This is a genomic window from Schaalia hyovaginalis (assembly GCF_014208035.1).
Taxonomy (GTDB): domain Bacteria; phylum Actinomycetota; class Actinomycetes; order Actinomycetales; family Actinomycetaceae; genus Pauljensenia; species Pauljensenia hyovaginalis.
The window spans coordinates 1,426,686-1,453,322 of record NZ_JACHMK010000001.1 but is presented as its reverse complement, the minus strand read 5'-3'; the positions used below and the strand labels follow the sequence as shown (position 1 = coordinate 1,453,322).

Sequence of the window (26,637 nt, the reverse complement as noted above, 5' to 3'; positions counted from 1 at the left end):
ACGGCCCCGAGCCGACGCCGACACAGAAGAATCGGAAGCCAAGTGACCGCACTCAAGATCGCCCTGCTCGTCCTCATCGTTCTCACGAGCATTCTCCTCACGCTCACGGTGCTCATGCACAAGGGCAAGGGCGGCGGCGTTTCCGACATGTTCGGCGGCGGTCTCTCGTCGACGGCGGGCTCCTCCGGCGTCGCCGAGCGCAATCTCAACCGCATCACCCTGGGGATCCTCATCGTGTGGGTCGTGTCGATCATCGGCTTCGGCCTCATGCAGAAGTGGGTCTTCTGAGGACTGGCCGTCCCTGATCGGGGCGTCTTGGACCGCCCGTGAGCCCGTTCGGACATGCGCTCCGACCGGGCTCGTCGTTTTCCGGAGGGCATCCGCGAACCCTGCTTGCTGACGGGATTGATGGGATTGACGGGATGCCTCGCCTTGCATGTGGGCATGTGGAGGGATTCGTTCTTCGCGGTCCTGCTCAGGGCTTGCTGTCGGACCGGCTCTGACGACACGGCCCGTCACCCTCGCACTTAATGCTCCAAGCCCGCAGCAAAGGGCCAACCCCGCAGTCTCGATCTTGCATGTGGGCTTAGCCCTTCAAAACCACCCGCCAACCCCGCACTCAGGGGTCCAACCCCGCATTCAAGGGTCCAACCCCGCAGCTTCCATTTTGTGTGCGGACTTAGGCGATCAATCCCTTGAAGCCCGCCTCAATCGCGCCCCCGCCGCACGCGTGGGCCTTCGTGGCGTTCCTCGTGCGACATCATCGGAGCAGGATCAGTAGTCGTCATCGACGAGGGCGATGCTCGCTTCCCTCACGTTGAAGGGGTCGCTGGACTCCACGGTGGTGACCACCCCGTTGATCGTCGCGGTCTCGCCCGTGAAGGGGCTTGTGATCGTTCCGCTCCATGTGGTCGTCAGCGTGATGACGACGTGATCCTGCGTCCTCTCATAAGAGTGGCTCAGCCGATGATCGGGGAAAGGCCGTCCCGGATCGCTCGTGATGAGGGGAGCGCTCCCGTCTCCGAAGTCGTATCTGAAGCTCGTGGCCCTCAAGCTCACGGAAACGGGCGTTCCGAAGATCTCCGTTTCGAGGACCTGAGATGCGGCCTGCGCATAGACGATCGTGGGAATGCCGGCGAGGACGTCGCTCTTCGGCTGAACGGTCAATCCCGAGCCCTGGGCGCGGACCGTCGCCGTCGCGTATTCAATGAGCTCACGCGGACTCGGCACGGGAATATTGGCACCGGGTTCGGGCCTACCGGGAGACCCGTGCTCGAGCGGCTGCGGTCCATCCGGACCCTCGATCCAGAAGTAGGACTCGCATTCGGCGACCATGGGATCGCCCAGGGCATTGGCCACCTCCCAGCAGCGCGCGAGGCCCGTCTTGGGCGGCGGGGGCGTCGTCTCACCAATGACCCAGGAGACGGGTGTAACACCGCTACCTTGAATGTAGTAGTGCCAAGCTTGAATGGCGACGTTATCTGCAGATGTTGTGGTTTCCCAATCGTCGAAAACCGGTACTGCGAGAGCTGAACGGAAAGGGATCAGGAGAGTTCCGGCAGCGAAGACGAGCAGTAGGCAACATCTATTCAATCGACTTGGCATCTTCATCAACAACTTTCCAATTCGCATCATTCCAATGGATGAATAGCGCCATGTCCAGCTCCTTAGTCGCCCGTTGATGTAATGTCCCATCTGAATAGGCAGTGCTTGCTCCTTGACTGACAATTAGTTGAACACCAAATGTGGCAGGACGGTCAGAGATTTCCTCGATACGGACTATTTCCTTCGTGACATATTTAGTTCCATCCATCCACCCGCCTGAGGCGTACAGTTCATCCACCCGGTCCGCCATGCTCTTGCATGGAGTGCACTCGTCGGTGAAGAAGGCCCGCATCGTGGAGGTGTCCCCGGTCGCCCAGGCGTACTCGGTCAGGGCGAGGAAGTGGCGGGCCGCGAGTTCGGCCCCCTCGGGGGAGTACTCCAGGGCCGCCGGATCGAGCACGGGCGCGGGCATGTCGACCTCGGGCTTTTGCAGGGTCCCGTCCTCGTTCATGACGTACCCGCCGGACATGCGCACCTCGGCAGTCGGGGGAGGCGAGGGTCGCGACTGCTCGGAATCACCCGATCCCGTCGAACACGCTGAAGCGCCAAGGGTGAGCATGCATGCAGAAGCGATGATCGCGAAACGGCGCGCGGCATTGAGCGTCATGCACACAAGGTAATCGACTCCGCCGCCCCGAGGGGAGGGATCGGCGCGCCTGTGGAAAGAACGGGCGGCGCTCGAGGCCGGATGAGGACAGACGAGGCCGGGGGATCAGCGGGGGAGGAGGCGCGCGCCCGGCGGGGATGGGGGTCGGCCCCGCCCTCGTGAATCGAGGACGGGGCCGCAAAGACGGCTCGAGCAGCCGGACCTCACTTCGCCGCGGCGAGGGACTCCTTGGCCGCTGCGACGACGTTCTCGGCGGTGAAGCCGTAGTCGGCGAAGAGGAGATCGCCGGATGCGGACTCGCCGAAGTGCTCGAGGGACACCGAACGGCCGGCGTCGCCGACGAGGGCGCGCCACGGCATCGCGATACCGGCCTCGACCGAGACGCGGGCCTTGACGGCCGCGGGCAGGACGGACTCCTTGTACTCCGCGGACTGCTCGTCGAACCACTCCATGCAGGGCACGGAGACGACCCGGGCCTTCACGCCCTCGGCCGCGAGGAGGTCCTTGGCCTCGAGCGCGTACTGGACCTCGGAGCCGGATCCCATGAGGATGACGTCCGGCTCGCCCTCGGCATCGGCGAGGACGTAGGCGCCCTTCGCGAGTCCCTCGGCGGAGGCGAGGGCGCCTTCGCCGCGCTCGGGAACCGGCAGGTTCTGGCGCGAGAGGATGAGCGCGGCCGGGTGGGCCTTCTCGAGGACCGTCTTCCAGGCGACGATGGTCTCATTGGCATCGGCCGGTCGCACGATCGCGAGGTTCGGGATGGCGCGGTAGGCGGCGAGGTGCTCGACCGGCTGGTGCGTCGGACCGTCCTCGCCCACGCCGATCGAGTCGTGGGTCCACACGTAGGTGACGGGCAGATCCATGAGCGCGGCCAGGCGGACCGCTCCGCGCATGAAGTCGGAGAACACGAAGAAGGTGCCGCCGTAGGGGCGGGTGAGGCCGTCGGCCGCCATGCCGTTCATGATGGCGCCCATCGCGAACTCGCGGATGCCGAAGTGGAGGTTGCGGCCGAAGGCGTCGCCCTGGAAGGCGCCGGTCGAGTACTCGGCGGGGATGAAGGAGGGCTGTCCGGGCATGATCGTGTTGTTCGATCCGGCCAGGTCGGCCGATCCGCCCCAGACCTCCGGGAGCGCATCGGCGAGGGAGGCGATGACCTTGCCCGATGCCGAGCGCGTGGCGACGGCCTTGCCCGCCTCGAAGCTGGGGAGCGCGGTCTCCCAGCCCTCGGGGAGCTTCTTGTCGAGGACGCGGTCGAGGAGTTCGGCGCGCTCGGGGTTGGCGGCCTTCCACTGGGCGAATCGGGCGTCCCATTCGGTGCGGGCCTGTTCGGCGCGGGCGGCGACGTTCGCGCGGGCGTGCGCGACCGCTTCCTCGTCGACGCCGAACATCGCGTCGGGATCGGCGCCCAGGGCCTCCTTGAGGCCGCGAAGGGCCTCGTCGCCGAGCTTGGATCCGTGGATGCCGCCGGTGTTCTGCTTGCCGGGGGTGGGCCAGCCGATGATCGTGCGCAGGGCGATGATCGAGGGCTTGTCGGTCTCGGCCTTGGCGGCTTCGATGGCGGCGTCGAGGGCGGTGACGTCCTCGGCGTAGGAGCCGTCCTCGGAGAGCCAGTCGACCCGCTGGGTGTGCCATCCGTAGGCCTCGTAGCGCTTGAGGACGTCTTCGGTGAAGGCGATGTTCGTGTCGTCCTCGATGGAGATGTGGTTGTCGTCCCACAGGAGGATGAGGTTACCGAGCTTCTGCGTGCCGGCCAGCGAGGAGGCTTCGGATGCGACGCCCTCCTGGAGGCAGCCGTCGCCGGCGATGACGTAGACGTAGTGGTCGAAGGGGGACTCGCCCATCGGAGTCTCGGGGTCGAAGAGCCCGTGGGAGCGGCGCGCCGACATGGCGAAGCCGACGGCGGAGGCGATGCCCGTGCCGAGCGGGCCGGTGGTGATCTCGACGCCCGCGGTGTGCCCGTACTCGGGGTGGGCCGGGGTGAGGGAGCCGCGGGTGCGCAGCGCCTTGAGGTCGTCGAGCTCGAGGGTCTGGCCCGCGAGGTACATCTGGCAGTACTGGGTGAGGGAGGAGTGCCCCGCGGACATGACGAAGCGGTCACGGCCCAGCCACTTCGGATCCTTCGGATCGATGCGCAGGTAGCGCTGGAAGAGGAGGTAGGCGGCGGGCGCGATGGAGATCGCGGTGCCGGGGTGTCCGGAGCCGACCTTCTCGACGGCGTCCGCCGCGAGGATCTTCGCGGTCTTCACCGCGCGGTCGTCGAGTTCGTCCCACTTGAGTGTCACATCGGCCTCCAGCCGGATCGGGCCCCTTCTTCGGAGCAGGGTGTTTTCTTATGAAAGTGTAGCGAAAGAAAAGCGAAAATGGAGTGGGCAGATCCAGCGCTACCTCAGTGTGATCGTACGCCCACGCACCGCCGCGCACCCATGCCCTTCGGCCTCCGCGGTATCGTCGTCATGTGAACGAGTTCGAGGAGCTGCAACGCGAGTGGCTCAGCCACCTGCGGATCGAGAAGGGCGCTTCGCCTCACACCCTCTCGAACTACCGCCGCGACCTCGACCGCTATCGCATCGACCTCGAAGAACGCGGAATCGGGACGCCCGGCGCAGTCGGCCCGCAGGACGTCGAACGCCACCTCGCCGACTTCGCCTCCGGAGTCCTCAGCGGCAAACCCGCAGCCCCCTCCACCGTCGCCAGGGCATCAGCCGCGATCCGCGGATTCCACAAGTTCCTCGTCGCCGAGGGCGTCACCGCGCACGACCCGGCGGCGGGCCTTCACGTTCCGAAGCAGGGGATGAGGCTGCCCAAGGCGCTCTCCGTCGATCAGGTCGACGCCCTCCTGAAAGCCGCCCGCCTCGGCGACGACGCATGCGCACTCAGGGACGCGGCCCTGCTCGAAGTGCTCTACGCGACGGGCGCCCGAGTATCCGAGGCCCTCGGACTGACGATCGACGACCTCGACCTCGATGACGAGACCCCCGTCGTGCGCCTCTACGGGAAGGGCCGCAAGGAGCGCTTCGTCCCGCTGGGATCGATGGCTCAAGACGCCCTGGCCGCCTACCTCGTACGGGCGAGGCCCTCCCTGGCGAGCAAGGGGAGGGGGACGCCCAGCGTCTTCCTCAATTCCCGCGGAGCCCCCCTCTCGCGCCAGAGCGCATGGGAGGTCATTCAGAAGGCGGCCGACGCCGCCGGCCTTCACGGACACGTGTCGCCCCATACGCTCCGGCATTCCTTCGCAACGCATCTTCTCGAGGGCGGCGCCTCGATCCGCGATGTCCAGGAGCTCTTGGGGCACGCTTCGGTCCAGACCACCCAGATCTACACGAAGGTCACCCCGACGATGCTCCTCGAGGTCTACCGCTCGAGCCATCCCAGAGCACTCGCGAAGGGTGAAACGCATCCTCAATGACCTAGAATCGCAATGTGACGAACGACGTACAGCTCGCATTGCCCGGTGAGATCGGTCAGAACCCCGATGACTTCCCGATCCCTGCGCCCCTCGGCGGGCACGGGCCGGCTCGGATCATCGCGATGTGCAACCAGAAGGGCGGCGTCGGCAAGACGACCACCACCATCAATCTGGGTTCGGCCCTCGCCGAGTACGGCAGGCGGGTCCTCATCGTCGACTTCGATCCGCAGGGCGCGGCCTCGGTCGGTCTGGGGATCAACACCTTGGAGATGGAGGACACGATCTACACCCTCCTCATGAATCCGAAGGCCGATGTCCATACGACGGTGTGCCGCACGAGCGTCGAGGGGCTCGACATCATCCCGGCGAACATCGATCTGTCCGCTGCGGAAGTGCAACTGGTCAACGAAGTCGCGCGCGAGTCCGCGCTCGCCAGGGTGCTCCGGCACATCGAAGACCAGTACGACGTGATCCTCATCGACTGCCAGCCTTCGCTCGGCCTCCTCGCGGTCAACGCTCTCACGGCCGCCCACGGCGTGATCGTGCCCGTTGAAGCGGAGTTCTTCGCCCTGCGCGGCGTGGCGCTGCTCGTCGAGACGATCGAGACCGTCCGCGATCGCATCAACCCCCGTCTGAAGATCGACGGCATCGTCGCGACCATGGTCGATTCGCGCACCCTGCACTCCCGCGAGGTGCTCGACCGCCTGGACGAGGCCTTCGGGGATCTCGTCTTCACCACCAGAATCGGTCGGACCGTCAAGTTCCCGGATGCGAGCGTCGCGAGCGAGCCCATCACGACCTATGCGCCCAACCACCCCGGGGCCCGCGCCTACCGCAGGCTCGCCAGGGAGCTCATCGCCCGTGGTGACGCCGCCTGAGGCCGAGGCCCGTCAAGGGGCGATCGACGACTTCCACGTCGCCCTCGACGTCTTCGAGGGCCCTTTCGACCTGCTCCTCCAGCTCATCACGCGCAAACGCCTCGACATCACCGAAGTGGCCCTGGCGGAGGTCACCGATGAGTTCATCGCGCATATGCGGATGTTCCCGGATCTGTCCAAGACCACGGAGTTCCTCGTCGTCGCCGCGACGCTGCTCGACCTCAAGGCGCAGAGCCTGCTCCCCAGCACCCAGATCGACCGCGAACTCGCGGTCGAGGACCTGGAAGCGCGCGATCTGCTCTTCACCCGGCTGCTGCAATACCGCGCCTTCAAAGGCGCATCGGCGCAGATCGCCGCCTCTCTCGAGGAGAACGCGGGATTCATCCCGCGGACCGCGCCCCTGGAACCGCAGTTCGCAGCCCTGCTGCCCGAGCTCGTGTGGACGGCGAGCCCGCTGGACCTCGTGAGGGCCGCCGCCGCTGCTTTCAGCTCGGCCGAGCCGCAGGTGGTCACCGCTCACCTTCACGATCCCGTCGTGCCCGTGCGCGAACAGGCCAGAATCGTCGTCGAAAGACTCGCCCGACTCGGCAAGATGACCTTCCACGAGCTCGTCGAGGACGCTGCGACCACGCCCGTCATCGTTTCGCGCTTCCTCGCCGTCCTCGAGCTCTATCGCAGGCGCGTCCTCGACGTCGCCCAGGACGAGCCCCTGGGCGAGCTCGTCCTCGTATGGGCGGGCGGGAACGCGCAGGACGTCGACTTCACCGACATCGATGCGACCGAGGACCCGGGAGAACAGGGGAGCGCTGATGCCTGAACCGCACGAATCCGAAGAACTGTTCGCCCCCTTGGAGGCGATTCTCATGGTCGTGAGCGAGCCCGTCGCGGCCCTCGACCTCGCCGACGCCCTCGGCATCGATGTCGAAGAGGCCGAGTCGGCGCTGCGCGCCCTCGCCGCCCTGTACCGGGGCGAGGGCGGCAGGCGCCCGGCCGGCTTCGAGCTCCGTGAGAACGCCGGCGGCTGGCGGATCTACTCCGCCCGAGAATGGGCGGGCCTCGTCGGGCGCTTCATCGTGGGCACCGCTCAATCGCGCCTGTCGCAGGCCGCCCTCGAGACCCTGGCCGTCATCGCCTACCGGCAGCCGATCTCAAGGTCGCGCATCTCGCATATTCGGGGCGTGAACGTGGACGCCGTGGTGCGTACCCTAGTGACAAGGGGACTTGTCGAAGAGGTCGGGGAATCCGACTCGGGCGCCAGGCTGTACGGCACCACGCGCGAGTTCCTCGAGAAGATGGGATTCGCATCCCTCGACGACCTGGTGCCCCTGGCGCCGTACTTACCGACCGGCGAGGAGCTGGACGAACTGGAGGAACAGCTGTGAGGAACGATCCCTACGTCGAGGGCGGAATCCGTCTGCAGAAGGCCCTGTCGCAGGCGGGCGTCGCCTCGCGCCGCGCCGCCGAGCAGCTCATCGAGGACGGCCGGGTGCAAGTCGACGGTCAGGTGGTGCGCTCGCAGGGCATTCGCATCGACCCGATGACCCAGGCGGTCCACGTCGACGGCGAGCGCGTCTTCTTCGATGAAACGCGCCACGTCGTCCTGGCCGTGAACAAGCCGGTCGGGACCGTGTCGACGATGAGCGACCCTGAGGGCCGGCCCACTCTGTCCGACCTCATCGTGGACTACCCGGAGCGGCTGTACCACGTGGGCCGACTCGACATTGACACCTCCGGCCTGCTGCTGCTGACCAATGACGGAGAGCTGGCGAACCGCCTGACGCACCCGAGCTATGAAGTGCCCAAGACCTACGTCGCCCGACTCCACGGCGAGGTCAAGCCCTATGTGAAGCGGCGCCTGATGGACGGCATCGAACTGGAGGACGGCCCGATCAAGGTCGATTCCTTCCGCGTCGTCGACACCTACGGTGAGATCACGACGGTCGAGATCGTCGTCCACGAGGGCCGCAATCGCCTGGTCCGTCGCATGATGGCCGAGGTCGGCTACCCGGTTCGCGAACTCGTCCGCACGGCCTTCGGCCCGATCCGGCTCGGGAACCTCCAGCAGGGGACCTCCCGCCGCGTCAAGGGGAACGCCCTCAAGGCCCTCTACTCGACCGTCGGCCTGTGAGCGCCTCCTCACGCCCCTTCGCCACGCGGGGGCCCGTGCTCATCATCGGCTCGGGCCTTCTCGGAGCATCCCTCGGCCTGGCACTGCGGGCCGGAGGCGTTGAGGTCATGCTCCGGGACACCTCGCCGACGGCCCTGCGGCTCGCCCAGGACATCGGCGCCGGCACTCCCTTCGCCGAAGCCGCAACCGCCGAACCTCGCCTCGTCGTCGTGGCGGCCCCGCCTGACGTCGCCGACCTGTGCGTCGTGGAGGCGCTGAGGGAATTCCCCGGCGCGGTCGTCACGGACGTCGCTTCGGTGAAGTCGGCCGTCGTCGAGGGCGTCCTCGCAGCCGCCGCGGATGACCCCTCCCTCGCGCGCCGCTACGTCGGCAGTCATCCGATGGCGGGCCGTGAGCGCTCCGGCGCGGGTGGCGCCGACGCAGATCTCTTCTACGGACGGCCCTGGGTCGTCGTCGCCCACCCGGATTGCGATCCCGCGGCCGTCCTCGCCGCGCGCACCCTCGCAACGGACGTGGGCTCCGTGCCGATCGAGATGGATGCCGCGACCCATGACGAATCGGTCGCCCTCGTCTCCCACGTGCCGCAGCTGCTCTCCTCGCTCCTGGCGGCCCGCCTCGTCGAGGCGCGCGGCGAGAGCCTCGGCCTGGCGGGTCAGGGTCTGAGGGACACGACCCGGATCGCAGCCTCCGACCCCCGCCTGTGGACGGCGATCCTCGCGGGCAACGCCGGTCCGGTCGTCGAGGTGCTCGAGCACGTGCGGAGCGACCTCGACGAGCTCCTCGTCCACCTTCGCGCGGCGGCCGAACGCGGCCCCCTGCGCGGCGGAAGCGTGGGAGCCGTCAATCGCGTCATGCAGGCGGGCAACGCCGGCGTCGCACGGATCCCGGGCAAGCACGGAGGCGCGCCGAGGCGCTATGCGGAGCTCGAGGTCCTCATCCCCGACGAGCCGGGCGAGCTCGGGCGCCTGTTCACCGAATTGGGCGAGATCGACGTCAATATCGAAGACCTGGCCCTGGAGCACTCGGCGGGCCAGGCCGTCGGCCTGGCGCGGGTCTGCGTCGACCCGTCGAGGATCGCAGCCGCCGAGGCCGAACTCGAAAGGCGCGGATGGCGCCTCATCACGCACGCGCTCTGAAGCGCCGGGCAGGAACTCCCAGGAAGGCTCAGCTCATGGACGATGCACTCAGACGGCTCAAGATCGCCCGTTCGGGCATGACGATCGCGATCGACGGGCCGGCGGGCTCGGGCAAGTCGACGATCTCCAAGGCGCTGGCCCGCAGGCTCGGGATCGGCTACCTCGACACCGGAGCGATGTACCGGGCCCTCACCTGGTTCGCCCTGGACAGGGGCATCGACCTCGACGATGAGGCGGCCGTGCGCGCAGCCGCCGATGCGATGCCCCTTGAGATGCACGCGGACCCCGACGCCCCTGTTTACCGCGTCGACGGAATCGACGTGACGCGGGCGATCCGCGAGCCGCGCATCGCCCTGGCCATCCCGAAGGTGTCCACGAATCTCAGCGTTCGCCGCTGGATGGCCGTCGAGCAGCGGCGCCGCATGATGGAGGCGCGCGAACGCGGCTCGGGGATGATCGCCGAGGGGCGCGACATCACGACGGTCGTGTGCCCCGATGCCGATGTCCGCGTCCTGCTCCTCGCCGACGAGGAGGAGCGCCTGCGCCGCCGCACGATCGAGCTGCACGGGCGGGCGACGCCGGAGCTCATGGAGGCGGTGCGCGAGCAGATCACGAAGCGCGATGAAGCGGACTCCACCGTCTCCCAGTTCCTCACCCCCGCCGAGGGGGTCGAGGTCGTCGACTCGACGGGCCTGGGGATCGACGGGGTGACGCAGGCGGTCCTCGCCCTCGTCGATCAGGACCTCGAGGCGCGCGCAGGGCGCTGACGCCCCCGCTCAGGGGGCGCGCCCGTCAGCCCGCGACGAGCGGGGCGAGGCGGGCGATGCCCTCCTCGATGTCCTCGATCGAGGCCGAGCATGACAGCCGCACGTGCGTATCCGCTGTGAGCGGCCCGAAGTCACGGCCCGGGGTGAGGGCGACGTGGCATTCTTCGAGGGCCCGCGTGCAGAACTCGTCGGCGCTCATGCCGGTCCTCGTGACGTCGAAGTACACGTAGAACGCCCCGTCCGGTGCCACGGGCACCGTCAGGCCGAGCCCGGAAAGCGCCGATGCCGCGGCGCGCCGGCGCTGCGAGAACAGCTCCCGGCGCTCCTCGCACCACGCGAGCGATTCCGGCGTGAAGCATTCGAGCGCGGCGATCTGGGCGGGCGTCGGGGCGCAGATGAGGAGGTTCTGCGAGAGGCGATCGACGGCTTCGACCATGTCCTCGGGGACGATCGTCCAGCCGAGGCGCCACCCCGTCATGCCGAAGTACTTCGAGAAGCTCGAGATGATGACGGCCCCCGGATCGATGGTGAGCGCCGTGGCCGGGCGACCCCCTCCCGGAAGGTCGTCGGCGAGCTCGAGGTAGATCTCGTCGATGACGCGCCATCCGTCACGACGCGCCGCGAAGTCGCAGATCCTGCCGAGTTCCTGAGGCGGAACGCAGGTGCCGGTCGGGTTCGAGGGCGAGGCGAGGAGCACGCCGCGCGTCTTCTCGCTCCAATTGCTCTCGACGAGATCCGCATCGAGCTGGAAACGGCTCGCGGGGCTCGTGGGGATGAGACGGACATCGGCGCCGAAGGCCGCGAGGAACTGACGATTGCACGGATAGGAGGGGTCGCCGAGGAGGACCTCGTCTCCCGGATCGACGAGGGCGGCCGAGATGAGGAGCAGGGCAGCGGAGGCGCCGGCGGTCACGCACACGCGTTCGGGCGCGATCTCAAGGCCGTGGAGCTCCCCGTACCGCTTCGCGATCGCCTCGCGGAGCGCGGGCAGGCCGAGGGCGTCCGTGTAGGGGAGGGGGCGCTGCTCCGCGCCGATCCTCTTGAGCGCCTCGAGGACTTTCGGCGGGGCCCCGGAATCGGGCTCGCCGAGGGAGAGGCGGATGACGTCGGCGCCTTCCTCGGCGAGTCGGCCGGCCCGCGCGGCCACGGCCATGGCGTAGAAGGGCTGGAAGTTGAGGGCCCGTTGGGACAGATTCGTCATGGGGGGATTCTCCCATCCGCCGCAGGCGCGGACGTGGGCCTTTCGCCGATGGCCGCTCAAGCCGGATTGGCCTGTGCGAACGCCGTCCGGAGTTCGGAATTGAGCCGCGCGACGAGCGCGGAATCGATCTTCACGATCCGACGGTCGTAGGTGACGAGCCCGTTCGTCTCCTGCTCGACGTCGGACAGCTGCGTGTACGTCGCCGCAGTGAGCCCCTTGCTCGCCAGCGGGATCAGCTGCTCGCGATAGAGGGAGGTCAGGGCCCGTGCGAGGGATTCGGCGTCGTCGTGGAAGCCGTAGCCGAAGGGGAGCAGCCCCTCGCGAGTATGGCCTTCGACGGCGAGGTTGAGCCCGCCGAACTCGGAGAGGTAGTAGGGCCTCGGATCGCGGTGCGTCGGCGCTACGAGTTTGAGGACGTACCGGTGGCGGGATCGGAAGTCGCCGCAGGAGGCGCCCTGGTCGAACCAGCCGGAAGCCGCATCGACGAGCCTGGTCGGATCATTCGCCCGGGTGAGCGCGTCGACCGCGCGCGCATCGAACTGCCCCCATCCTTCGTTGAAGGGCACCCACACGAGGATCGAGGGGTGGGCTTCGAGATGACGGATCGTCGCCACCCACTCGGAGAGGAATTCGCGCCGGTCCTCGATCCGGTTCCGCCCCGTGCGCCAGGCGAAGATCCGCGAGCGATCCGGGCTCGAGACATCGAGGGCCTGGATGACCCCGGACATCTTGATGTTGAGCGGCGCTTTGCCCCCGGAGACGGCGTCCTGGACGAGGACGAGGCCGAGCCGGTCGGCGAGGTGGTAGAAACGGCGGGACTCGACCTTGATATGGACGCGAACGCCGTTGAACCCCATCTCCTTCATCGTTCGCAGGTCGAAGGCGAGCGCGTCCTCGCCGGGCGCAGTCATTCCGGATTCGGGCCAATACCCCTGGTCGAGGGGCGCATTGAGGAGGAAGGGCCTCCCGTTGAGGAGGATGCACCGCCCCTGCCCGGACCTGCACTTCTCCTTGGAGAGCGCGTCCTTCGGGGCGGGATCCGAGATCTTGACGGTGCGAATTCCGAACCAGGATTCGGCCTCGTCGTCCTCGGTCTCGATGCGCAGACGGTAGAGGTGGGGATCGTCGGGCGTCCACGGGCGCGCATCGGGGATGCGGATCGAGCGGGGAGCGCCGGAGATGCACTCGAAGGCGAGGTCGTCGCCTTCCGGGAGCTCGATGACGCCCTTGACGGGAACGCCCTCGGATCGTGTCGTCACCAAGAGCTCGATGGTTTCGAGATCGTCGTGAGTCCGGACCCTCACGCCTGTGAGGGGGTTGTCGGGCAGGGGCTCCATCCAGACGGTCTGCCATATTCCCGAGGTCGCCCGGTACCAGATCGTCGTGGGCGCGAGCGCCTGCTTGCCGCGCTGCTGGCGTCCCGAGTCGCTCGGGTCCACGACCCCGACTCGGACCCGGATCGTTTCACGCCCGGAGTCCGGCACCTCCACTGAAAAGGGCAGGTATCCGCCCCGATGCGTTCCGACGAGCACACCGTCGATCCACACCGCGCATCGGTAGTCGACTGCCTCGAAGTTGATCGCGATCCTCCGGCCCCGCCACGCCCGGGGGATCTCGACTTCGCGCTCGTAGTGGAGGAACTCGTTAGGGTTCAGTGCGCGCTCGACCCCCGAGGCCGGGGTCTCGATCGCGAAGGGGACGAGGATGTCGCCGTCCCATGCCTCGACATGCGGTTCGGCCGCGCCCGATGATCCGACGTCGGTCATGGGCGTGACGGCGTAGCGCCACGGCCCATTGAGACAGCGCCACTGAGCGCGGCGGAGCATCGGCCTGGGGTATTCGGGAAGGGGGATTTCCGGCAGGTCCTCGCCCCACGGGGTCACGAGGCACGAGGTCGTCGACATGACTTCGATCATATTGGCTCCGAACTGCGGCGAATCAGTGAAACGGCGCGGTGCTGCCGATTGGCGTTGCACGCCCTGCCTGGGCTATCATCATCTGGTCGCGGTGAGCGACGAACTGAATACGGGCTGTGGCGCAGTTTGGTAGCGCACTTGACTGGGGGTCAAGGGGTCGTGGGTTCAAATCCCGCCAGCCCGACGATTTGCCCGGAATCTCAAGGATTGAGGTTCCGGGCTTCGTCGTTTTTCGGTCAATGGGAGGTTGACGAAACCCTCTTCCTTTCCTGCATCTCATCCCCTTCGTCGAGCTCGCGAGAGTCTGCCTCGATGGTCTGTGGAAGCCGTCCGGCTCGGATGCCTTCACCGCTGCACCTAAGCCGCACACGGGGGAAGGAGCGCGCTGATAATCGCTCAATGACGTGAACAGCCCATGACCCAGCGTCTTTGCCGGGATCGAGTGCCCCGGCAGGACATCCCGCCGGATCCGATTCAGGCGCCCGTGAGATCGCGGCGGGCGAAGCCCTCGACGCCGATGACGAGGAGGAGCAGCGCCGCGGCCGCGAGCCCGAGCAGCGCAAGAGCATCGAAGGACTCCATCGGCATATACGGCGTCGCCGCGAACGGGAGAGCGTCGAGGAGCCTCCGGGGGAGGGAGAACACCTCGCCGAACACCGTGAGGAACCAGGTCGCCGCGACGAACGACCAGGAGATCGGGACGGCGAGACGGGGGAGGAACGCCCAGAGGACGACGGCGATCCCGACGTAGACCATGACGGCCGGCCAGTAGGCGAGGGAGGCGAGCGCGAGAGCCCCCGCCTGAGAGGCGTCCGAGATCGACGCACCGTACACCCCGCCGAGAAGCCCGCCCCCGAGAAGGAGGAGCAGTGCGGAACCGCACGCGGGGATGAGGAGCCGCTCGAGCGCCCACCGGCGCCGCGATACGGCCCCCGCGAACTGCGCTTCGAGGATCCCGCCCGCCTCCTCGCCCCGCAGGGTGAGGGCCGATTGAAGGGCGAAGACCATCGTGAGGAGTCCCATCACCGAGACGAGGAGGCTGACGAGGGCCGTCACCCCGCTCCCGCGAAGGAGAGCGTCGACGTTCCCTCCCGCATTGTCGAGAAGCGAGGTCATCGATTCGACGAGCGAGCCGAAGAGTATCCCGGACAGGCCGATCGCGAGCGTCCACCCGAGGATCGCATTGCCTTGGAGGCGCAATCCGAGGCCGAGGGGCGAACCGAGGAAAGCGGGCGCTCCGGCGCGTCCGAGTCTTCCGGGGAGGAGGCCGGTGCCGAGGTCGCGCCTCGATTCGATCGTCCGCGCGACGAGGAGCAGGAATGCGGCCAGGGCGAGCATGAGGGCGAAAGGAGCCCAATCGTCGTCCGCATACGGCTGCATCCTCACGCCCCATCCGATCGGGGAGAGCCACGTCAACCACTCGGGCCCGAGGTCGCCGATCATCCGGAGGACGTAGAAGGCGATGATCGTCGCGGAACCGAGCGCGTTCGCGCCCCGGGAGGTCCTCGCGAGCTGCCCGGCGAGGGCGCCGACGCCGAGTCCCATGAGTCCGATGCCGGTCGTCGAAGCGCCGAGGACGAGCGAGCCCGAGATCCCCGTCCCCGCCGGATCGAGGCCCCACAGGAGCGACACGGCGCTCAATCCGATGCCGACGGCCGCCGCGAGGAGCGCGACGAGGAACGCATTCGCATGAGACGAGGCCCGGATGCCGAGGGCTCCCGCGCGCAGCAGCTCGGTCCGGCCGGCCTCCTCGTCGGCGCGCCCCGACCTCGTGATGAGGAAGACCGACCCGATCGCGAGCGAAAGGGCGATCGTCATCCATCCTTTCGTCCACACCGCCCCGCCGAGGGTGTCGGCCGCCTTCGACAGGCCCGTGATTGCCTTCATGGCGGGAGTCGCCGAGAGCGCAGCGTAGTCCTCGAGGGCGCGCGCAGTCGTGAAGGTCTCGGCGTAATAGGCGGCGATGTAGGCGTACATGCCGACGAGGGAGAGGAGCCACACGCCGAGCCGGACGCGGTTGCGCCGCCACGCGAGAGCGAGTGCCGTCCCGAACCCCGCCATCGCCCGATCGGGGACGCCGATGCCCGTCGTCCTCACGAGGGCGTGCGCCGGGGCGCTCATCGCGAACCCGCCGCGTTCGTGCGCGCCGTGAGCTCGTCGCCGTAGTGCCGCAGGAAGAGCTCCTCGAGCGAGGGCGGGTTCGCGACGATCGACGCGGGGCCGAGCGGCGCCAGGGCCGCGAGGACGCGCGGGATGTCGGCATCATCGACCGAGAAGGAGACGTGCGCGCCCTCGGCGACGAGGTCGTGGACCTCGGGCATCGAGGCGAGGACGTCGACGCCCGAGTCGAGCCCGACGCTCATCCGGGTGCGGGTGAGGTGGCGGAGTTCGGCGATCGAACCGGACTCGACGGTACGGCCCTCGCGGATGATCGTCACCGTATCGGCGAGCGACTCGACCTCGGAGAAGATGTGACTCGAGAGCAGCACCGAGCGCCCCTCGGCGGTGAGCTCGCGGATCGATTCCTGGAACGCCGCCTCCATGAGCGGGTCGAGTCCGCTCGTCGGCTCGTCGAGGATGAGGAGTTCGGCCCTGGACGCGAGGGCGGCGACGAGGGCGACCTTCTGCCGGTTGCCCTTCGAGTAGGTGCGGGCCTTCTTCGTCGGGTCGAGGTCGAAGCGTTCGAGCATCGCCTGTTTGCGCCCCTTCTCAAAAGGACCGGCCAAGCGCATGAGGATGTCGATCGCCTCGCCCCCGGTGAGGTTCGGCCACAGGGTGACGTCCCCTGGCACGTAGGCGAGGCAACGATGCAGACGCACCGCGTCCTTCCAGGGATCGCCCCCGAGCAGTCGCGCTTCGCCGCCGTCGGCCTTGAGGAGGCCGAGGAGGATGCGGATCGTCGTCGTCTTCCCCGAGCCGTTCGGCCCGAGGAACCCGGTGACCGTCCCCCTCGGCACCTCGAGGTCGAGGCCGCGCAGGGCGCGGACCCTCCCGAAACTCTTCACGAGCTCGTGGACGACGATCGCTGACTCAGAGTTCGGCATCGCGACTCCTTCGTTCCGGGCCGCACGGGTTCGGCCTGCAATCAATCCTAAGACCGCCTCCGTCCCGGTGAAGGCGAGTCGATCCCGCCCCGAGCCCGAATCTTCGCCCCTAAAGGGCCGGCATCAGCGGGTCGCCGCCTTTTCGAGATCGAGCAGGAAGCGCTTCGCGTCGATCCCTCCGAGGTAGCCGCCGAGGCCGCCGTCACGACGCGTGACCCTGTGGCAGGGGACGATGATCGGGAGGGGATTGCGCGCGCAGGCGCTCGCCGCCGCCCGATGCGCCTTCGGGCGCCCGGCGAGCGCGGCGAGGCGGGAGTAGGTGAGCGTTTCACCGTAGGGGATCGAGGGGAGCAGGCGTTCAACCTCGCCGTGGAATCCGCTTGTCAACGACCAATCGAGGGGGAGGTCGAAGGCTCTTCGGCCCGCCGACCAGTAGCCGTCGAGCTGGGATTCCGCCTCTGCGAATGGGCGGGCGTCCTCGACGAGCCCGGCTCCCAGAGCCCTGGCGACCCTTTCGCGCACCGCGCCGAAGCCTTCTCGTTCGAAGGCGACCCGGACGATGCCCTTCTCAGTCGCCATGAGCATGAGCTCGCCGAGGGGAGAGGAAGTCGTCGTCCAGGTGAGCATGGCAGCACTCCTCAAGGCGTTCGAGGGCTTCGCGGTACAGAGTCGAGGCTACGCCATGGGACGCCGCGCCGCCGCTCATCCCCGGCCCGTCTCATAGCCCAGTCACAGTCCACGACCCCGGGGCGCACAGGAGGGGCCCGTAGTTTTGCTCCCATGACAGCACCCCTCCCGTATTCGCCCGCGCTGCCCGATCTCGCGCGCACGGCCGGGCGCGCAGCGAGAAGGAGCGCGGGCGCCCCGCCGAAGCGCTTCGTCGATCCGCTGCTCGTCGCACTGTGCGGCGCGGGCCTCGGAATCACGCTCGGCCTGACCCTCATGGCCCTGAGCCCCTTGACCTTCACCGCCGCCGGCGTCCTCAGCGCCGTTTCGAGCCTCGCCGCCGGCGCCGGCACCTACCTCGTCCTCGTCGAATTCCTCCTCATCTCGAGAGCACCCTTCATCGAGCGCGCGATCGGCCAGGACCGCCTCGTCGCCGCCCACAAGCTGCTCGGCCCCTGGGCCCTCTGGCTCGTCGTGCTCCATGTCGTCCTCGTCATCCCCGCCTCGGTGTGGGGCGGCGACTGGATCCGCGACGGCTGGGCGCTCATCCTGTCGGATCAGTGGCTCCTCCTCGCACTCGTCGCCACGGGATGCTTCCTCGCCCTCGGCCTCGCATCGTGGAAGAGGATCCGAGGCCGCCTCGCGCGCCAGACGTGGTGGACGATCCACCTCTACGCCTACCTCGGCATCGCGTTCGCCTTCGGCCACCAGATCTTCTCAGGCGGCCCCTTCCTCTCCGGCTTCGGACGGATCTGGTGGGTCGGGCTCTACACCGCAGTCGGAGTCGCAGTCCTCATCTGGCGCGTCATCGTCCCGATCCGTTCCTCGATCGTCCACGACTTCCGCGTCGCGGCCGTCGTCGCCGAGTCCCGTGATGCCTGTTCCGTGTGGATCTCGGGACGCGGCCTCGATTCGCTCGGCGCCCGGGCCGGGCAGTTCCTCACCGTCTGCTTCTGGCACAGGGGGCTCTTCTTCGAAGGCCACCCCTACTCCCTCTCCGCACCCCCGACGGGCTCGATGCTCCGCATCACCGTCAAGGCGCTCGGAGACGCCTCCAGCCTCACGGCCGGGGTGCCCGTCGGCACCCGCGTCTTCATCGAAGGCCCGTACGGCGTCATGACCTCTTCGCAGGCGCGCTCCCCGCGCGCGCTCCTCATCGCAGGGGGCATCGGCATCGCCCCGATGCGCGCCCTCGCCGAATCCCTCGCCCCCACCCACGAGGTCGAACTGCTCGTGCGCAGCCGCGACGCCGCGGGCCTCGCATTCGGCGCCGAGCTCACCGCCCTCGATGCGCTCCCGAACGTCCGCGTCCGCACCCTCATCGGCCCGAGGACGCAGCACCCGATCGACGCGGCCTCCCTGGCCCCCTCGATCCGCGACCCCCGCTCCATCGACGTCTACGCATGCGGACCCGAGGCCCTCCTCGACTCCGTCCGCACCGCCGCCCGCGCCCTCGGCGTGCCCGCCGATCGCGTCCACATCGAATCCTTCGACATGTGAGGACATCATGACCACCGCACCGACCCCCACCTTCCGCGCGATCCTCGCGACCGGCGCGACCATCGCCGGACTCACCGCAGTCCTCAGCTTCAGCCCCGCCGGACGCCAGCTCGCCTCGTCCGCCGAGGCCGCCGAGGAGACGAGCAGCGAATCGGCCACGACGCCCTCGTCTCCGAAGCGATCGCCGCCCAGTCGGCTCAGGTCGACTCCATCAGCGGCGCCTCCTTCACCTCCGAGGGCTTCAAGGAAGCCCTCCAGTCTGCGCTCGACCAGGCGGGCTTCAATGCCTGAGACGCGCCTCGCACGCCGATTCATCGAATGCTGGGGGACCGTCATCACGGTCGACGCCCCCTACGACGCCGATAGCGCCGAGCGGATCGGCGGACTCCTCGATGCGGCCCTGCCCGGCCTGCGCGCCGAAGCGGAGCGGATCGACCGGATCTTCTCGACATGGCGGCCGGAGTCGATCGCGAGCGCACTGCGATCAGGAGCCCGCACGCCGGTGGGCCTCGATCCCGCGGACCCCGATGAAGCCGAGATGCTCGGCGTCCTCGACGCCCTCGAGCGCGCGAGGCAGATCACTCGCGGCGCGTTCGACGCTTGGACGGCCCCCGGCGGCTTCGATCCCTCCGGTTACGTCAAGGGGTGGGGAGCGGGCAGGCTCGCCGATGCCGCAGTCGACTACGGCCTCCGCGACATCTGCGTGAACGCGGCCGGTGACATCGCGACCCGCGGCCGAGGGCCCGCCGGCCCGTGGCGGATCGGCATCGAGCACCCCGACGCGCCGACCTCGCTGTGCGCGATCCTCGACTCGGCCGACCCGAACGACCTCGACGGGTCCCGCGGTGGAGTCGCGACCTCGGGATTTACCCGTCAGGACGGGCACGTCACCGTCCGCGGCCCGGCCCCGGCGAGGGCGCGCCAAGCGACGGTCGTCGGACCGGACGCGGGCCTTGCGGATGCGCTCGCAACAGCCCTCCTCATCGACGGCCGTCAGGGCGCGCGGTGGTTCGACGCCTTCGCCCGGACGGACATCCGCGGATACCGGCCCGTCACGCGATGGGGAGCCCTCCTCGTCGAGGGCGATTCCCTCATCCGGCTCGGCTCATGCGCCGCCGGGGTTGAGGCGGACGGGTGACACGAGCCCTCCCCGCCGGAAGCGGGCAGGGCCGAGGCACTGCGGGCGGCTCCTACTTGCGCTTGCGCTCGCGCACGCGCATGGACAGCTGGATCGGCGTGCCCTCGAAGCCGAACTCCTCGCGCAGGCGCCGCTCGATGAATCGGCGGTACGCGGGATCGAGGAACCCCGTCGTGAAGAGGACGAAACGGGGCGGCCTCGATGAGACCTGCGTGGCGAAGAGGATGCGGGGCTGCTTGCCCCCGCGCAGGGGGTGGGGGTGCGCGGCGACGAGCTGACCGAGGAAGGCGTTCAAGCGACCCGTCGGGATCCGCGTGTCCCATCCGGTCAGGGCCGTGTCGAGGGCCCGGGTGATCCGGTTCGTGTGCCACGAGGTCTTCGCCGACAGATTGATGCGCGGCGCCCAGGAGATCTGGACGAGTTCGCGCTCGATCTCCGCCTTGAGAGCGGATTGGCGTTCTTCATCGACGAGATCCCACTTGTTCGTGACGATGACGAGGGCGCGACCGGCGTCCACCACCTGCTGCACGACGCGCACGTCCTGCTCGGTCAGGGGCGCGGAGCCGTCGAAGAGGACGAGGGCGACTTCGGCCTTCTCGAGGGCCGCCTGAGTCCGGATGGACGCGTAGTAGTCCGCACCCGTCGTCTTGTGCATCTTCCGGCGGATGCCCGCCGTGTCGACGAACCACCAGAGCCTGCCGTCGAGCTCGACCAGTTCGTCGACGGGATCACGGGTCGTGCCCGCGAGCTCGTTGACGACGACCCTTTCGGAACCGGCCAGGGCGTTGAGCAGGGAGGACTTCCCGACGTTCGGGCGCCCCAGGAGCGCGACGCGGCGGGGGCCGCCCTCGGGCAGCGCTGAAGCGACGGAGGACTCCTCGGGCAGGACCTCCATCACTGCGTCGAGCAGATCACCGGTACCGCGTCCGTGAAGGGCCGAGACGGCGAAGGGCTCGCCCATCCCCAGACTCCACAGGCTCGCCGCATCGGCCTCCTGCATGGGGGAGTCGACCTTGTTCGCCGCGAGGACCACGGGCTTGCCCTTCGCGCGGAGCATCGACACGATCCGCTCGTCCGAGGCGGTGACGCCGACCGTCGCATCGAGGACCAGGAGGACGGCGTCGGCGAGATCGACCGCGATCTCCGCCTGGTCGGCCACCGACTTGTCGAGGCCCTTGACGTCGATCTCCCAGCCGCCCGTATCGACCACGGTGAAATCCCGGCCGGCCCATTCGGCCGGGTAGGAGACGCGATCGCGCGTCACGCCGGGGGTGTCCTGAACGACGGCTTCGCGTCGGCCGATGATCCGGTTGACGAGGGTCGACTTGCCGACGTTCGGGCGCCCCACGATCGCGAGGACCGGCAGGCCGAAGGAGTCATCGGCGCCTCCCGCGTCATCGGCGTCGCCCGAGAGGATCGCGAGATCCTCCTCGTCGAGGTCGAACTGCTCGAGTCCGCGGAGCATCGCGGACGCGCGAAGCTCATCGTCCTCGGACGCGGGGACCTGGGGAGAATCGTTATCCATCACCCGTTCATCCTACCGGGAGCGCACCTCCGGCTCGGCGTGAAGGCGGGGTCCCGGCGGATCTCACAGATGCGAGCGGACGTCGTAGGCGAGGACTTCACGGGCTACGGGCACGTCGTTGTACTCGTGCTTGATGCCCTCGATGTCCTGGTACCACTCGGCGCCCTTGCCCGTGATGATCACGGTGTCCCCGGCATCCGCCGCGAGAATCGCGCGCCGCACCGCATCACGGCGGCACGTGCGGATCTCGGTGACGTCCTCGAGCCCGGGACGGACGGCGGCCACGCCTCGAAGGAGGTAATCGCGGATCCGCTGAGGGTCCTCGGTTCGGGGATTCTCATCGGTCACCCACAGGACATCCGCCTCACGGGCGGCGATGGCGGCGAGAATCTCCCTCTTCGAGGCGTCCCGGTCGCCGTCCGTGCCGAAGACGATGTGGAGGCGCCCGGCCGTGAGCTCCCGCGTCGAGCGCAAAGTCCATTCGAGGGCCTCGGGAGTGTGGGCGTAGTCGACGATGACGAGCGGCTGAGCGCCCGGCTCGGGGTTGACCTTCTCCATGCGCCCCGGAATCTGCTCGGCCCCCTCGACGGCGCGGATGACGTCATCGACCGGGTATCCGAGCTGGACCGCCGCAACGATCGCGACCGCGGTGTTCTGGACGTTGACCTCGCCGAGAATCGGCATCGCCACCCGGTGCCCGTCCCCGTCGGGATCGACGAGGGTGAACACGGTCCTCCCGATCGAACGCTCGGGGTGGATGTCCTCGACGCGCCAATCGGCATCCCCGGTCGACAGGGCGGCGACGGTGGTCACGGGGACGCCCGCCTCCGAAGCGAGGCGGCGGCCCCACTCGTCGTCGACGCAGACGACGCCCCGAGCCGAGTGCTCGGGGGTGAAGAGGCTCTTCTTCGCCGCGAAGTAGGACTCCATATCGCCGTAGTAGTCCAGGTGATCGTGCTGCAGATTCGTGAATCCGACGACGTCGAAGACGATCCCGTCGACACGGCCGAAGCTCAAGGCGTGGGAGCTCGTCTCCACGACGGCTGCGCCGAGCCCCTTCTCGAGGGTCGATGCGAGGAACCTCTCGACGACGGGCGACTCCGCCGTCGTCTGATCGGAGCGGAACCTGAGGTCCCCGATCCGGGTCTCGACCGTTCCGCACAGACTCGCGTCGGGGTGGTGGACGCCGAGGGCGGCCCGCATGAGGAAGGAGGTCGTCGTCTTGCCGTTCGTCCCCGTCACCGCCATCGTGGTCAGGCGCGAGGCGGGCGAGCCGTAGACGGTCCTCGCGATCGCAGCGGTCGCCGAACGCGGGTCGGAGCACACGACGATCGGCAGTCCGAGGCTCATTCCCCGAGCGATGTTCGCGCCTTCGGCATCCGTGACGAGCACCGCGGCTCCCGCCGTCTTCGCCGCGTGCGCGAAGCGGACCCCGTGCTGGGTGAGGCCGGGAATCGCCACGAAGATCCAGTCCCGGTCGCAGTCGTTCGAGGAGACGGTGACGCCGCGCACCTCGACGGCGCCCGCGTCCTCGAGTGCGATGGGCTCGCCCGAAGGGCCGAACAGCGCCTCGATCGAAACGCCTTCCAGGGCCCGGGGGAGGGGGAGGGGAGCGACGGCGGGTCGGATGTCTACCACTGAAGTCATGCCCGTACTCTACCTTCGCCGTGACCGGACCCGCCCGCTTCGTACCGCGGGCGCGAAGGGTTCTTCCGTAGACTCTCAGACATGCGAGTTCTCACGATGACCGAAGCGCGTGAACGGTCCGAAGCGATCGTCCTGGATTCCGTGCGCGTCCAGATCGACCTGCGTTCAGCAGCGGACTCGAGGGCCGACGCCTACACGGTCCGCTCGACCTTCGTGCTGAGGGCCCGGGCCCCGCAGACCTTCATCGATCTCGCGGGCGAAGCGCTCGGACTGAGCGTCGACGGCGAGGCCCGTCCCATCGTCTTCGAAGACGAACGCCTCCATGTGAGTGGCCTGCCCCTCGGACGCGACGCGGTCGTCGAGGTCGTGGCCCGATGCGCCTACTCCCGTTCGGGGGAGGGCCTGCACCGCTATGTCGATCCGGAGGACGCGCGCGTCTACCTCTACACGCAGTTCGAGCCGAATGATGCGCATCGCGCCTGGCCCTGCTTCGACCAGCCGGACATGAAGGCCAGGTGGAGCTTCGTCGTCGATGCCCCCGAGGGCTGGGTCGTCTCCTCGAACGGTCAGGAGCTGTCGGCCCGCCCGATCGACGGCGGGGTGCGGCACGAGTTCTCGCCAACTCGCCCCCTGTCGAGCTACATCACCGCCGTCGTCGCCGGGCAGTGGGCCGTGGTCGACGGCGGCTCGTGGCGCGGGGGAGTCGAGGGCGAGGACCCCATCGAGGTCCCCTTGCGCCTCATGTGCCGTGCGGCTCTGGCGTCGTCGATGGATTCCGAGGACATCCTGGAAGTGACGAGGGCGGGCCTCGACTTCTACCACTCGGTCTACGGATTCGCCTATCCGTGGGGAGGCTACGATCAGGTGTTCGTCCCCGAATACAACCTGGGGGCGATGGAGAATCCGGGCTGCGTCACCTTCAACGAGACCTACCTGTCGCGGGAGACTCCGACCTTCGCGGAGCGCCAGCGCCGGGCGAATACGATCCTCCACGAGATGTGCCACATGTGGTTCGGAGATCTCGTCACTCCCCGGTGGTGGGACGACCTGTGGCTCAAGGAGTCCTTCGCGGAGAATCAGGGGGCCATCGCCGCAGCGCGTTCGACCGTCTATTCGGGGGAGCGGGCCGCCTTCGCCGTCGGCCGCAAGGCATGGGCCTACGAGCAGGATCAGATGCCCACGACCCACCCGATCGCCGCCGAGATCCCCGATGTGGGCGCGGCGAAGACGAACTTCGACGGGATCACCTACGCGAAGGGCGCGGCGGTCCTCGATCAGCTCGTCGCATGGGTCGGCGAGGAGGCCTTCTTCGCCGGCGCCAGGGAGTACTTCCGCCGCTACGCCTTCTCCTGCGCGACCTTCGACGATCTGCTCGGATGCCTCGGCGGGGCCGCGCACCTCGACCTGTCCGAGTGGGCGGACGCCTGGCTCAAGACCTCGGGCCCGTCGGTCCTCGAAGCCTCATGGACGACCGCCCCCTCGGGCGCGGTCACGGGGTTCACGCTCGTGGACGCCGCCGACTCGCCGGTCACGCGCCCCCATCGCCTCCTCGTCACCGGGTGGGCCCTCACCTCGGGCCGTCTCGAACGCCGATTCGCATCCGACCTGCGAATGGAAGGGCGCTCCGCCCTCGTCGATCCCCGGGCGAGTCTGGATCGGCCGGGCGCGGACGCCGAACTCGATCTCGTCGTCGTCAACGACGGCGACCTCACCTACGCGGTCTCGAGGCTCGACCCGCGATCGCAGGCGACGGCACTGGCCCGCATCGGGACCTGCCCCGAGCTCATGACGCGGTGCGTCGTCTGGGCGTCATTGTGGAACGCCGTCCGCGACGGCCTTCTCGATCCCTCCTCGTTCATCCGCTCGGCGCTGGCGCATGCCGAGCACGAAAGCGATGACGCCCTGGCTTCACGCCTCCTCGCCATGATCCGTGAAGCCGTCGGCTTCCTCGCCGGATCCAGGCGGGCCCCCGAGAGGGAGGACGCGCTGACGGCCGCCCTGCGCCTGTCGAGAAGCGGCGATCCGGATCGCGCCCGCGCCTGGACGAGGCTCACCATCGACCTCGCGACCAGCGCGGAGGTTCCGGGGACGGGCGATTTCCTCCGGGAGACCGCCTCGGCCCACACGCAGACCGGGTGGCTCGCCCGTGCGGCCCTGGCCGCCCGCGGCGAGGTCGACGAGGCCTGGCTCCTCGAGCGCTTCCACGAGTCGCCGAGCGGTGAAGCCGCACGGGCCCTGGTCCGTGCTCGAGCGGCTCTGCCCTCCGTCGAGGCGCACGAGGCGGCATGGAGCCTCATCACGGCCGTCGGCACAGCTAATGATCATCTCTCCGCGGCTTTCGAGGGCTTGGCGATCTCCGGCCTGGCCGACCCGGGTCGCGAGGACCGGGCCTTGGCGATCCTCGAGGAGTTCTGGAGCACCCGCACGATCGGCCTCGGCATTCGCTTCGTCACCGGCGCCTTCCTCGGGCAGGTCGACGTCGACGACCCCTCGACCGGCGCTTATCGCGTCGAATCATTGACGACCTGGCTCGACGCCCATCCCGATGCTCCCGCGCCCTTGAGGCGCCTCCTCATCGAGACCCTCGACTCAAGCGAGCGCCGCCTCCGCGTCCAGTCCCTGTGGGGTCGCCCATGAGCTCCGATCCCCGCATGACGAAGGGGCCGGCGGGCGCGGGGGAGGGGGAGGACCCCGCGGCCTCCATGTCCCTCCTCAACCAGCTCCTCGCCAATCCGCTCGACCTCGGGTACACGCACTACGAGGAGCCCGCCTCCGGGGCGCTCAAGGCCTGGCACAAGGTCCTCGTGGTCCTCTTCTCCATCGCCCTCGGCCTCGCCTCGGTGACGGCCGTGAGCGCCCTGCGGGCCGCATCCGAGCATGATGTGGCCGACGAGCTGCGCGACCAGGCGAAATCCCGCCAGTTTGCGGTCGAGACCCTCCAATCGGACCTGAGCGCCCTGTCCGCCAGGGCGAATCGGACATCGAGCTCGAACGCCTCCGCGGATCTGGCCCCCTCCCTCGCCCTCGCGAATTCCCTGAAGGCCGCGCAAGGGCCCGGCCTCGTCGTGACCCTCAAGGACTCCGAAGCGGCCCCGAAGAACGGCACCACCGCCGGTCAGGTCCGCGATATCGACCTCAACGTGGTCGTGAACGCGCTGTGGTCGGCCGGCGCGGAGGCGATCGCCATCAACGACATCCGCATCGGCCCCGGAACCTTCATCAGACAGGCCGGATCGGTGATCCTCATCAACATCACGCCGATCCAATCGCCCTATGTCGTCACCGCCATCGGCGATGCCAATCCGATGTCGGTCGCCCTCGTCAGGGGCTCGACCGGGGACTTCCTCTCGAGCGCATCATCGGTCAACGGCATCGCGCTCACCAGCGCGGCCGATTCCTCACTCAGCCTTCCCGCGCTCGACCTGCGCGTCACGCGTACAGTCCAGACCCTCGACACCAGCGAAGGAGAATGA

23 protein-coding genes and 1 tRNA gene are annotated in these 26,637 nt (G+C 68.5%); 14 read left to right on the top strand and 10 right to left on the bottom strand.

Annotated features, from left to right (window positions below; translation table 11 throughout):
* The first annotated feature begins 42 nt into the window (after positions 1 to 42).
* On the top strand, positions 43 to 288 hold the full coding sequence (gene secG / locus HD592_RS06270) for a preprotein translocase subunit SecG (protein WP_184452605.1): 246 nt from the start codon (positions 43 to 45) through the stop codon (positions 286 to 288).
* Between the two features lie 486 nt (positions 289 to 774).
* Here secG and HD592_RS06265 read toward each other — a convergent pair whose 3' ends face one another.
* From HD592_RS06265 to tkt, 3 genes are all read right to left on the bottom strand, one after another.
* Positions 775 to 1,359 (bottom strand): hypothetical protein, encoded by a 585-nt coding sequence (locus HD592_RS06265; protein WP_184452603.1) that lies wholly within the window; start codon positions 1,357 to 1,359, stop codon positions 775 to 777.
* A gap of 226 nt (positions 1,360 to 1,585) precedes the next feature.
* Complete coding sequence (locus HD592_RS06260) at positions 1,586 to 2,212, bottom strand: DUF6318 family protein (protein WP_184452601.1); 627 nt, start codon at positions 2,210 to 2,212, stop codon at positions 1,586 to 1,588.
* 203 nt (positions 2,213 to 2,415) lie between these two features.
* Positions 2,416 to 4,494 (bottom strand): transketolase, encoded by a 2,079-nt coding sequence (tkt, locus tag HD592_RS06255; RefSeq protein ID WP_184452599.1) that lies wholly within the window; start codon positions 4,492 to 4,494, stop codon positions 2,416 to 2,418.
* 173 nt (positions 4,495 to 4,667) lie between these two features.
* Here tkt and HD592_RS06250 point away from each other — a divergent pair, with 173 nt between their 5' ends.
* From HD592_RS06250 to cmk, 7 genes are read left to right on the top strand one after another with little or no spacing between them, the layout of a single operon-like run.
* A complete protein-coding gene (locus HD592_RS06250; protein ID WP_184452597.1) occupies positions 4,668 to 5,618 on the top strand; it encodes a tyrosine recombinase in 951 nt (316 codons plus the stop codon).
* A gap of 14 nt (positions 5,619 to 5,632) precedes the next feature.
* Complete coding sequence (locus tag HD592_RS06245) at positions 5,633 to 6,496, top strand: ParA family protein (protein ID WP_184452595.1); 864 nt, start codon at positions 5,633 to 5,635, stop codon at positions 6,494 to 6,496.
* A complete protein-coding gene (locus HD592_RS06240) occupies positions 6,480 to 7,313 on the top strand; it encodes a segregation and condensation protein A (RefSeq protein WP_184452593.1) in 834 nt (277 codons plus the stop codon). The genes HD592_RS06245 and HD592_RS06240 overlap by 17 nt, the downstream gene beginning before the upstream one ends.
* Positions 7,306 to 7,878, top strand: coding sequence for an SMC-Scp complex subunit ScpB (gene scpB / locus HD592_RS06235; RefSeq protein ID WP_184452591.1), 573 nt, complete (start codon positions 7,306 to 7,308; stop codon positions 7,876 to 7,878). Before HD592_RS06240 ends, scpB begins: the two co-directional genes overlap by 8 nt.
* Positions 7,875 to 8,624 (top strand): pseudouridine synthase, encoded by a 750-nt coding sequence (locus tag HD592_RS06230; protein ID WP_184452589.1) that lies wholly within the window; start codon positions 7,875 to 7,877, stop codon positions 8,622 to 8,624. The genes scpB and HD592_RS06230 overlap by 4 nt, the downstream gene beginning before the upstream one ends.
* On the top strand, positions 8,621 to 9,760 hold the full coding sequence (locus tag HD592_RS06225; RefSeq protein WP_184452587.1) for a prephenate dehydrogenase: 1,140 nt from the start codon (positions 8,621 to 8,623) through the stop codon (positions 9,758 to 9,760). The genes HD592_RS06230 and HD592_RS06225 overlap by 4 nt, the downstream gene beginning before the upstream one ends.
* Before the next feature lie 35 nt (positions 9,761 to 9,795).
* Positions 9,796 to 10,527 carry a (d)CMP kinase gene (gene cmk, locus HD592_RS06220; RefSeq protein ID WP_184452585.1) on the top strand — a complete coding sequence of 244 codons (732 nt, stop codon included), beginning with the start codon at positions 9,796 to 9,798 and terminating at the stop codon, positions 10,525 to 10,527.
* 25 nt (positions 10,528 to 10,552) lie between these two features.
* On the opposite strand, the gene HD592_RS06215 is transcribed toward cmk, so the two are convergent.
* Both HD592_RS06215 and HD592_RS06210 read right to left on the bottom strand, forming a co-directional pair.
* Complete coding sequence (locus HD592_RS06215; protein WP_184452583.1) at positions 10,553 to 11,728, bottom strand: aminotransferase class I/II-fold pyridoxal phosphate-dependent enzyme; 1,176 nt, start codon at positions 11,726 to 11,728, stop codon at positions 10,553 to 10,555.
* A gap of 56 nt (positions 11,729 to 11,784) precedes the next feature.
* A complete protein-coding gene (locus tag HD592_RS06210; RefSeq protein ID WP_184452581.1) occupies positions 11,785 to 13,644 on the bottom strand; it encodes a glycoside hydrolase family 2 protein in 1,860 nt (619 codons plus the stop codon).
* 110 nt (positions 13,645 to 13,754) lie between these two features.
* Here HD592_RS06210 and HD592_RS06205 point away from each other — a divergent pair.
* Positions 13,755 to 13,828 (top strand) — tRNA-Pro (locus tag HD592_RS06205).
* 290 nt (positions 13,829 to 14,118) lie between these two features.
* Here HD592_RS06205 and HD592_RS06200 read toward each other — a convergent pair.
* From HD592_RS06200 to HD592_RS06190, 3 genes are all read right to left on the bottom strand, one after another.
* A complete protein-coding gene (locus HD592_RS06200) occupies positions 14,119 to 15,765 on the bottom strand; it encodes an ABC transporter permease (protein WP_184452579.1) in 1,647 nt (548 codons plus the stop codon).
* The gene (locus HD592_RS06195) at positions 15,762 to 16,688 is read right to left on the bottom strand and encodes an ABC transporter ATP-binding protein (RefSeq protein WP_184452577.1); all 927 of its coding nucleotides are present in this window, start codon (positions 16,686 to 16,688) and stop codon (positions 15,762 to 15,764) included. The genes HD592_RS06200 and HD592_RS06195 overlap by 4 nt, the downstream gene beginning before the upstream one ends.
* Before the next feature lie 123 nt (positions 16,689 to 16,811).
* Entirely contained in the window at positions 16,812 to 17,315 is a 504-nt protein-coding gene (locus HD592_RS06190) for a methylated-DNA--[protein]-cysteine S-methyltransferase (RefSeq protein WP_184452574.1), read from the bottom strand.
* A 153-nt stretch (positions 17,316 to 17,468) separates the two neighbouring features.
* Between HD592_RS06190 and HD592_RS06185 the strand changes: the two genes are divergently transcribed.
* The 3 genes from HD592_RS06185 (at position 17,469) to HD592_RS11910 (ending at position 19,992) form a co-directional block, all read left to right on the top strand.
* Positions 17,469 to 18,854: a ferredoxin reductase family protein gene (locus HD592_RS06185; RefSeq protein WP_184452572.1), complete on the top strand. Its 1,386-nt coding sequence runs from the start codon at positions 17,469 to 17,471 to the stop codon at positions 18,852 to 18,854.
* Between the two features lie 150 nt (positions 18,855 to 19,004).
* Positions 19,005 to 19,145, top strand: coding sequence for an FMN-binding protein (locus tag HD592_RS12600; RefSeq protein ID WP_184454505.1), 141 nt, complete (start codon positions 19,005 to 19,007; stop codon positions 19,143 to 19,145).
* Positions 19,138 to 19,992 carry an FAD:protein FMN transferase gene (locus tag HD592_RS11910; protein WP_407822373.1) on the top strand — a complete coding sequence of 285 codons (855 nt, stop codon included), beginning with the start codon at positions 19,138 to 19,140 and terminating at the stop codon, positions 19,990 to 19,992. Before HD592_RS12600 ends, HD592_RS11910 begins: the two co-directional genes overlap by 8 nt.
* Positions 19,993 to 20,044: 52 nt before the next feature.
* On the opposite strand, the gene der is transcribed toward HD592_RS11910, so the two are convergent.
* Together der and HD592_RS06170 are read right to left on the bottom strand one after the other, a co-directional pair.
* Entirely contained in the window at positions 20,045 to 21,517 is a 1,473-nt protein-coding gene (der, locus tag HD592_RS06175) for a ribosome biogenesis GTPase Der (RefSeq protein ID WP_184452570.1), read from the bottom strand.
* A 63-nt stretch (positions 21,518 to 21,580) separates the two neighbouring features.
* Positions 21,581 to 23,164: a UDP-N-acetylmuramoyl-L-alanyl-D-glutamate--2,6-diaminopimelate ligase gene (locus tag HD592_RS06170; RefSeq protein ID WP_184452568.1), complete on the bottom strand. Its 1,584-nt coding sequence runs from the start codon at positions 23,162 to 23,164 to the stop codon at positions 21,581 to 21,583.
* An 81-nt stretch (positions 23,165 to 23,245) separates the two neighbouring features.
* On the opposite strand from HD592_RS06170, the gene pepN reads away from it, so the two are divergent.
* Together pepN and HD592_RS06160 are read left to right on the top strand one after the other, a co-directional pair.
* Positions 23,246 to 25,801 (top strand): aminopeptidase N, encoded by a 2,556-nt coding sequence (gene pepN, locus HD592_RS06165; protein WP_184452566.1) that lies wholly within the window; start codon positions 23,246 to 23,248, stop codon positions 25,799 to 25,801.
* Entirely contained in the window at positions 25,798 to 26,637 is an 840-nt protein-coding gene (locus HD592_RS06160) for a DUF881 domain-containing protein (RefSeq protein WP_154477617.1), read from the top strand. The genes pepN and HD592_RS06160 overlap by 4 nt, the downstream gene beginning before the upstream one ends.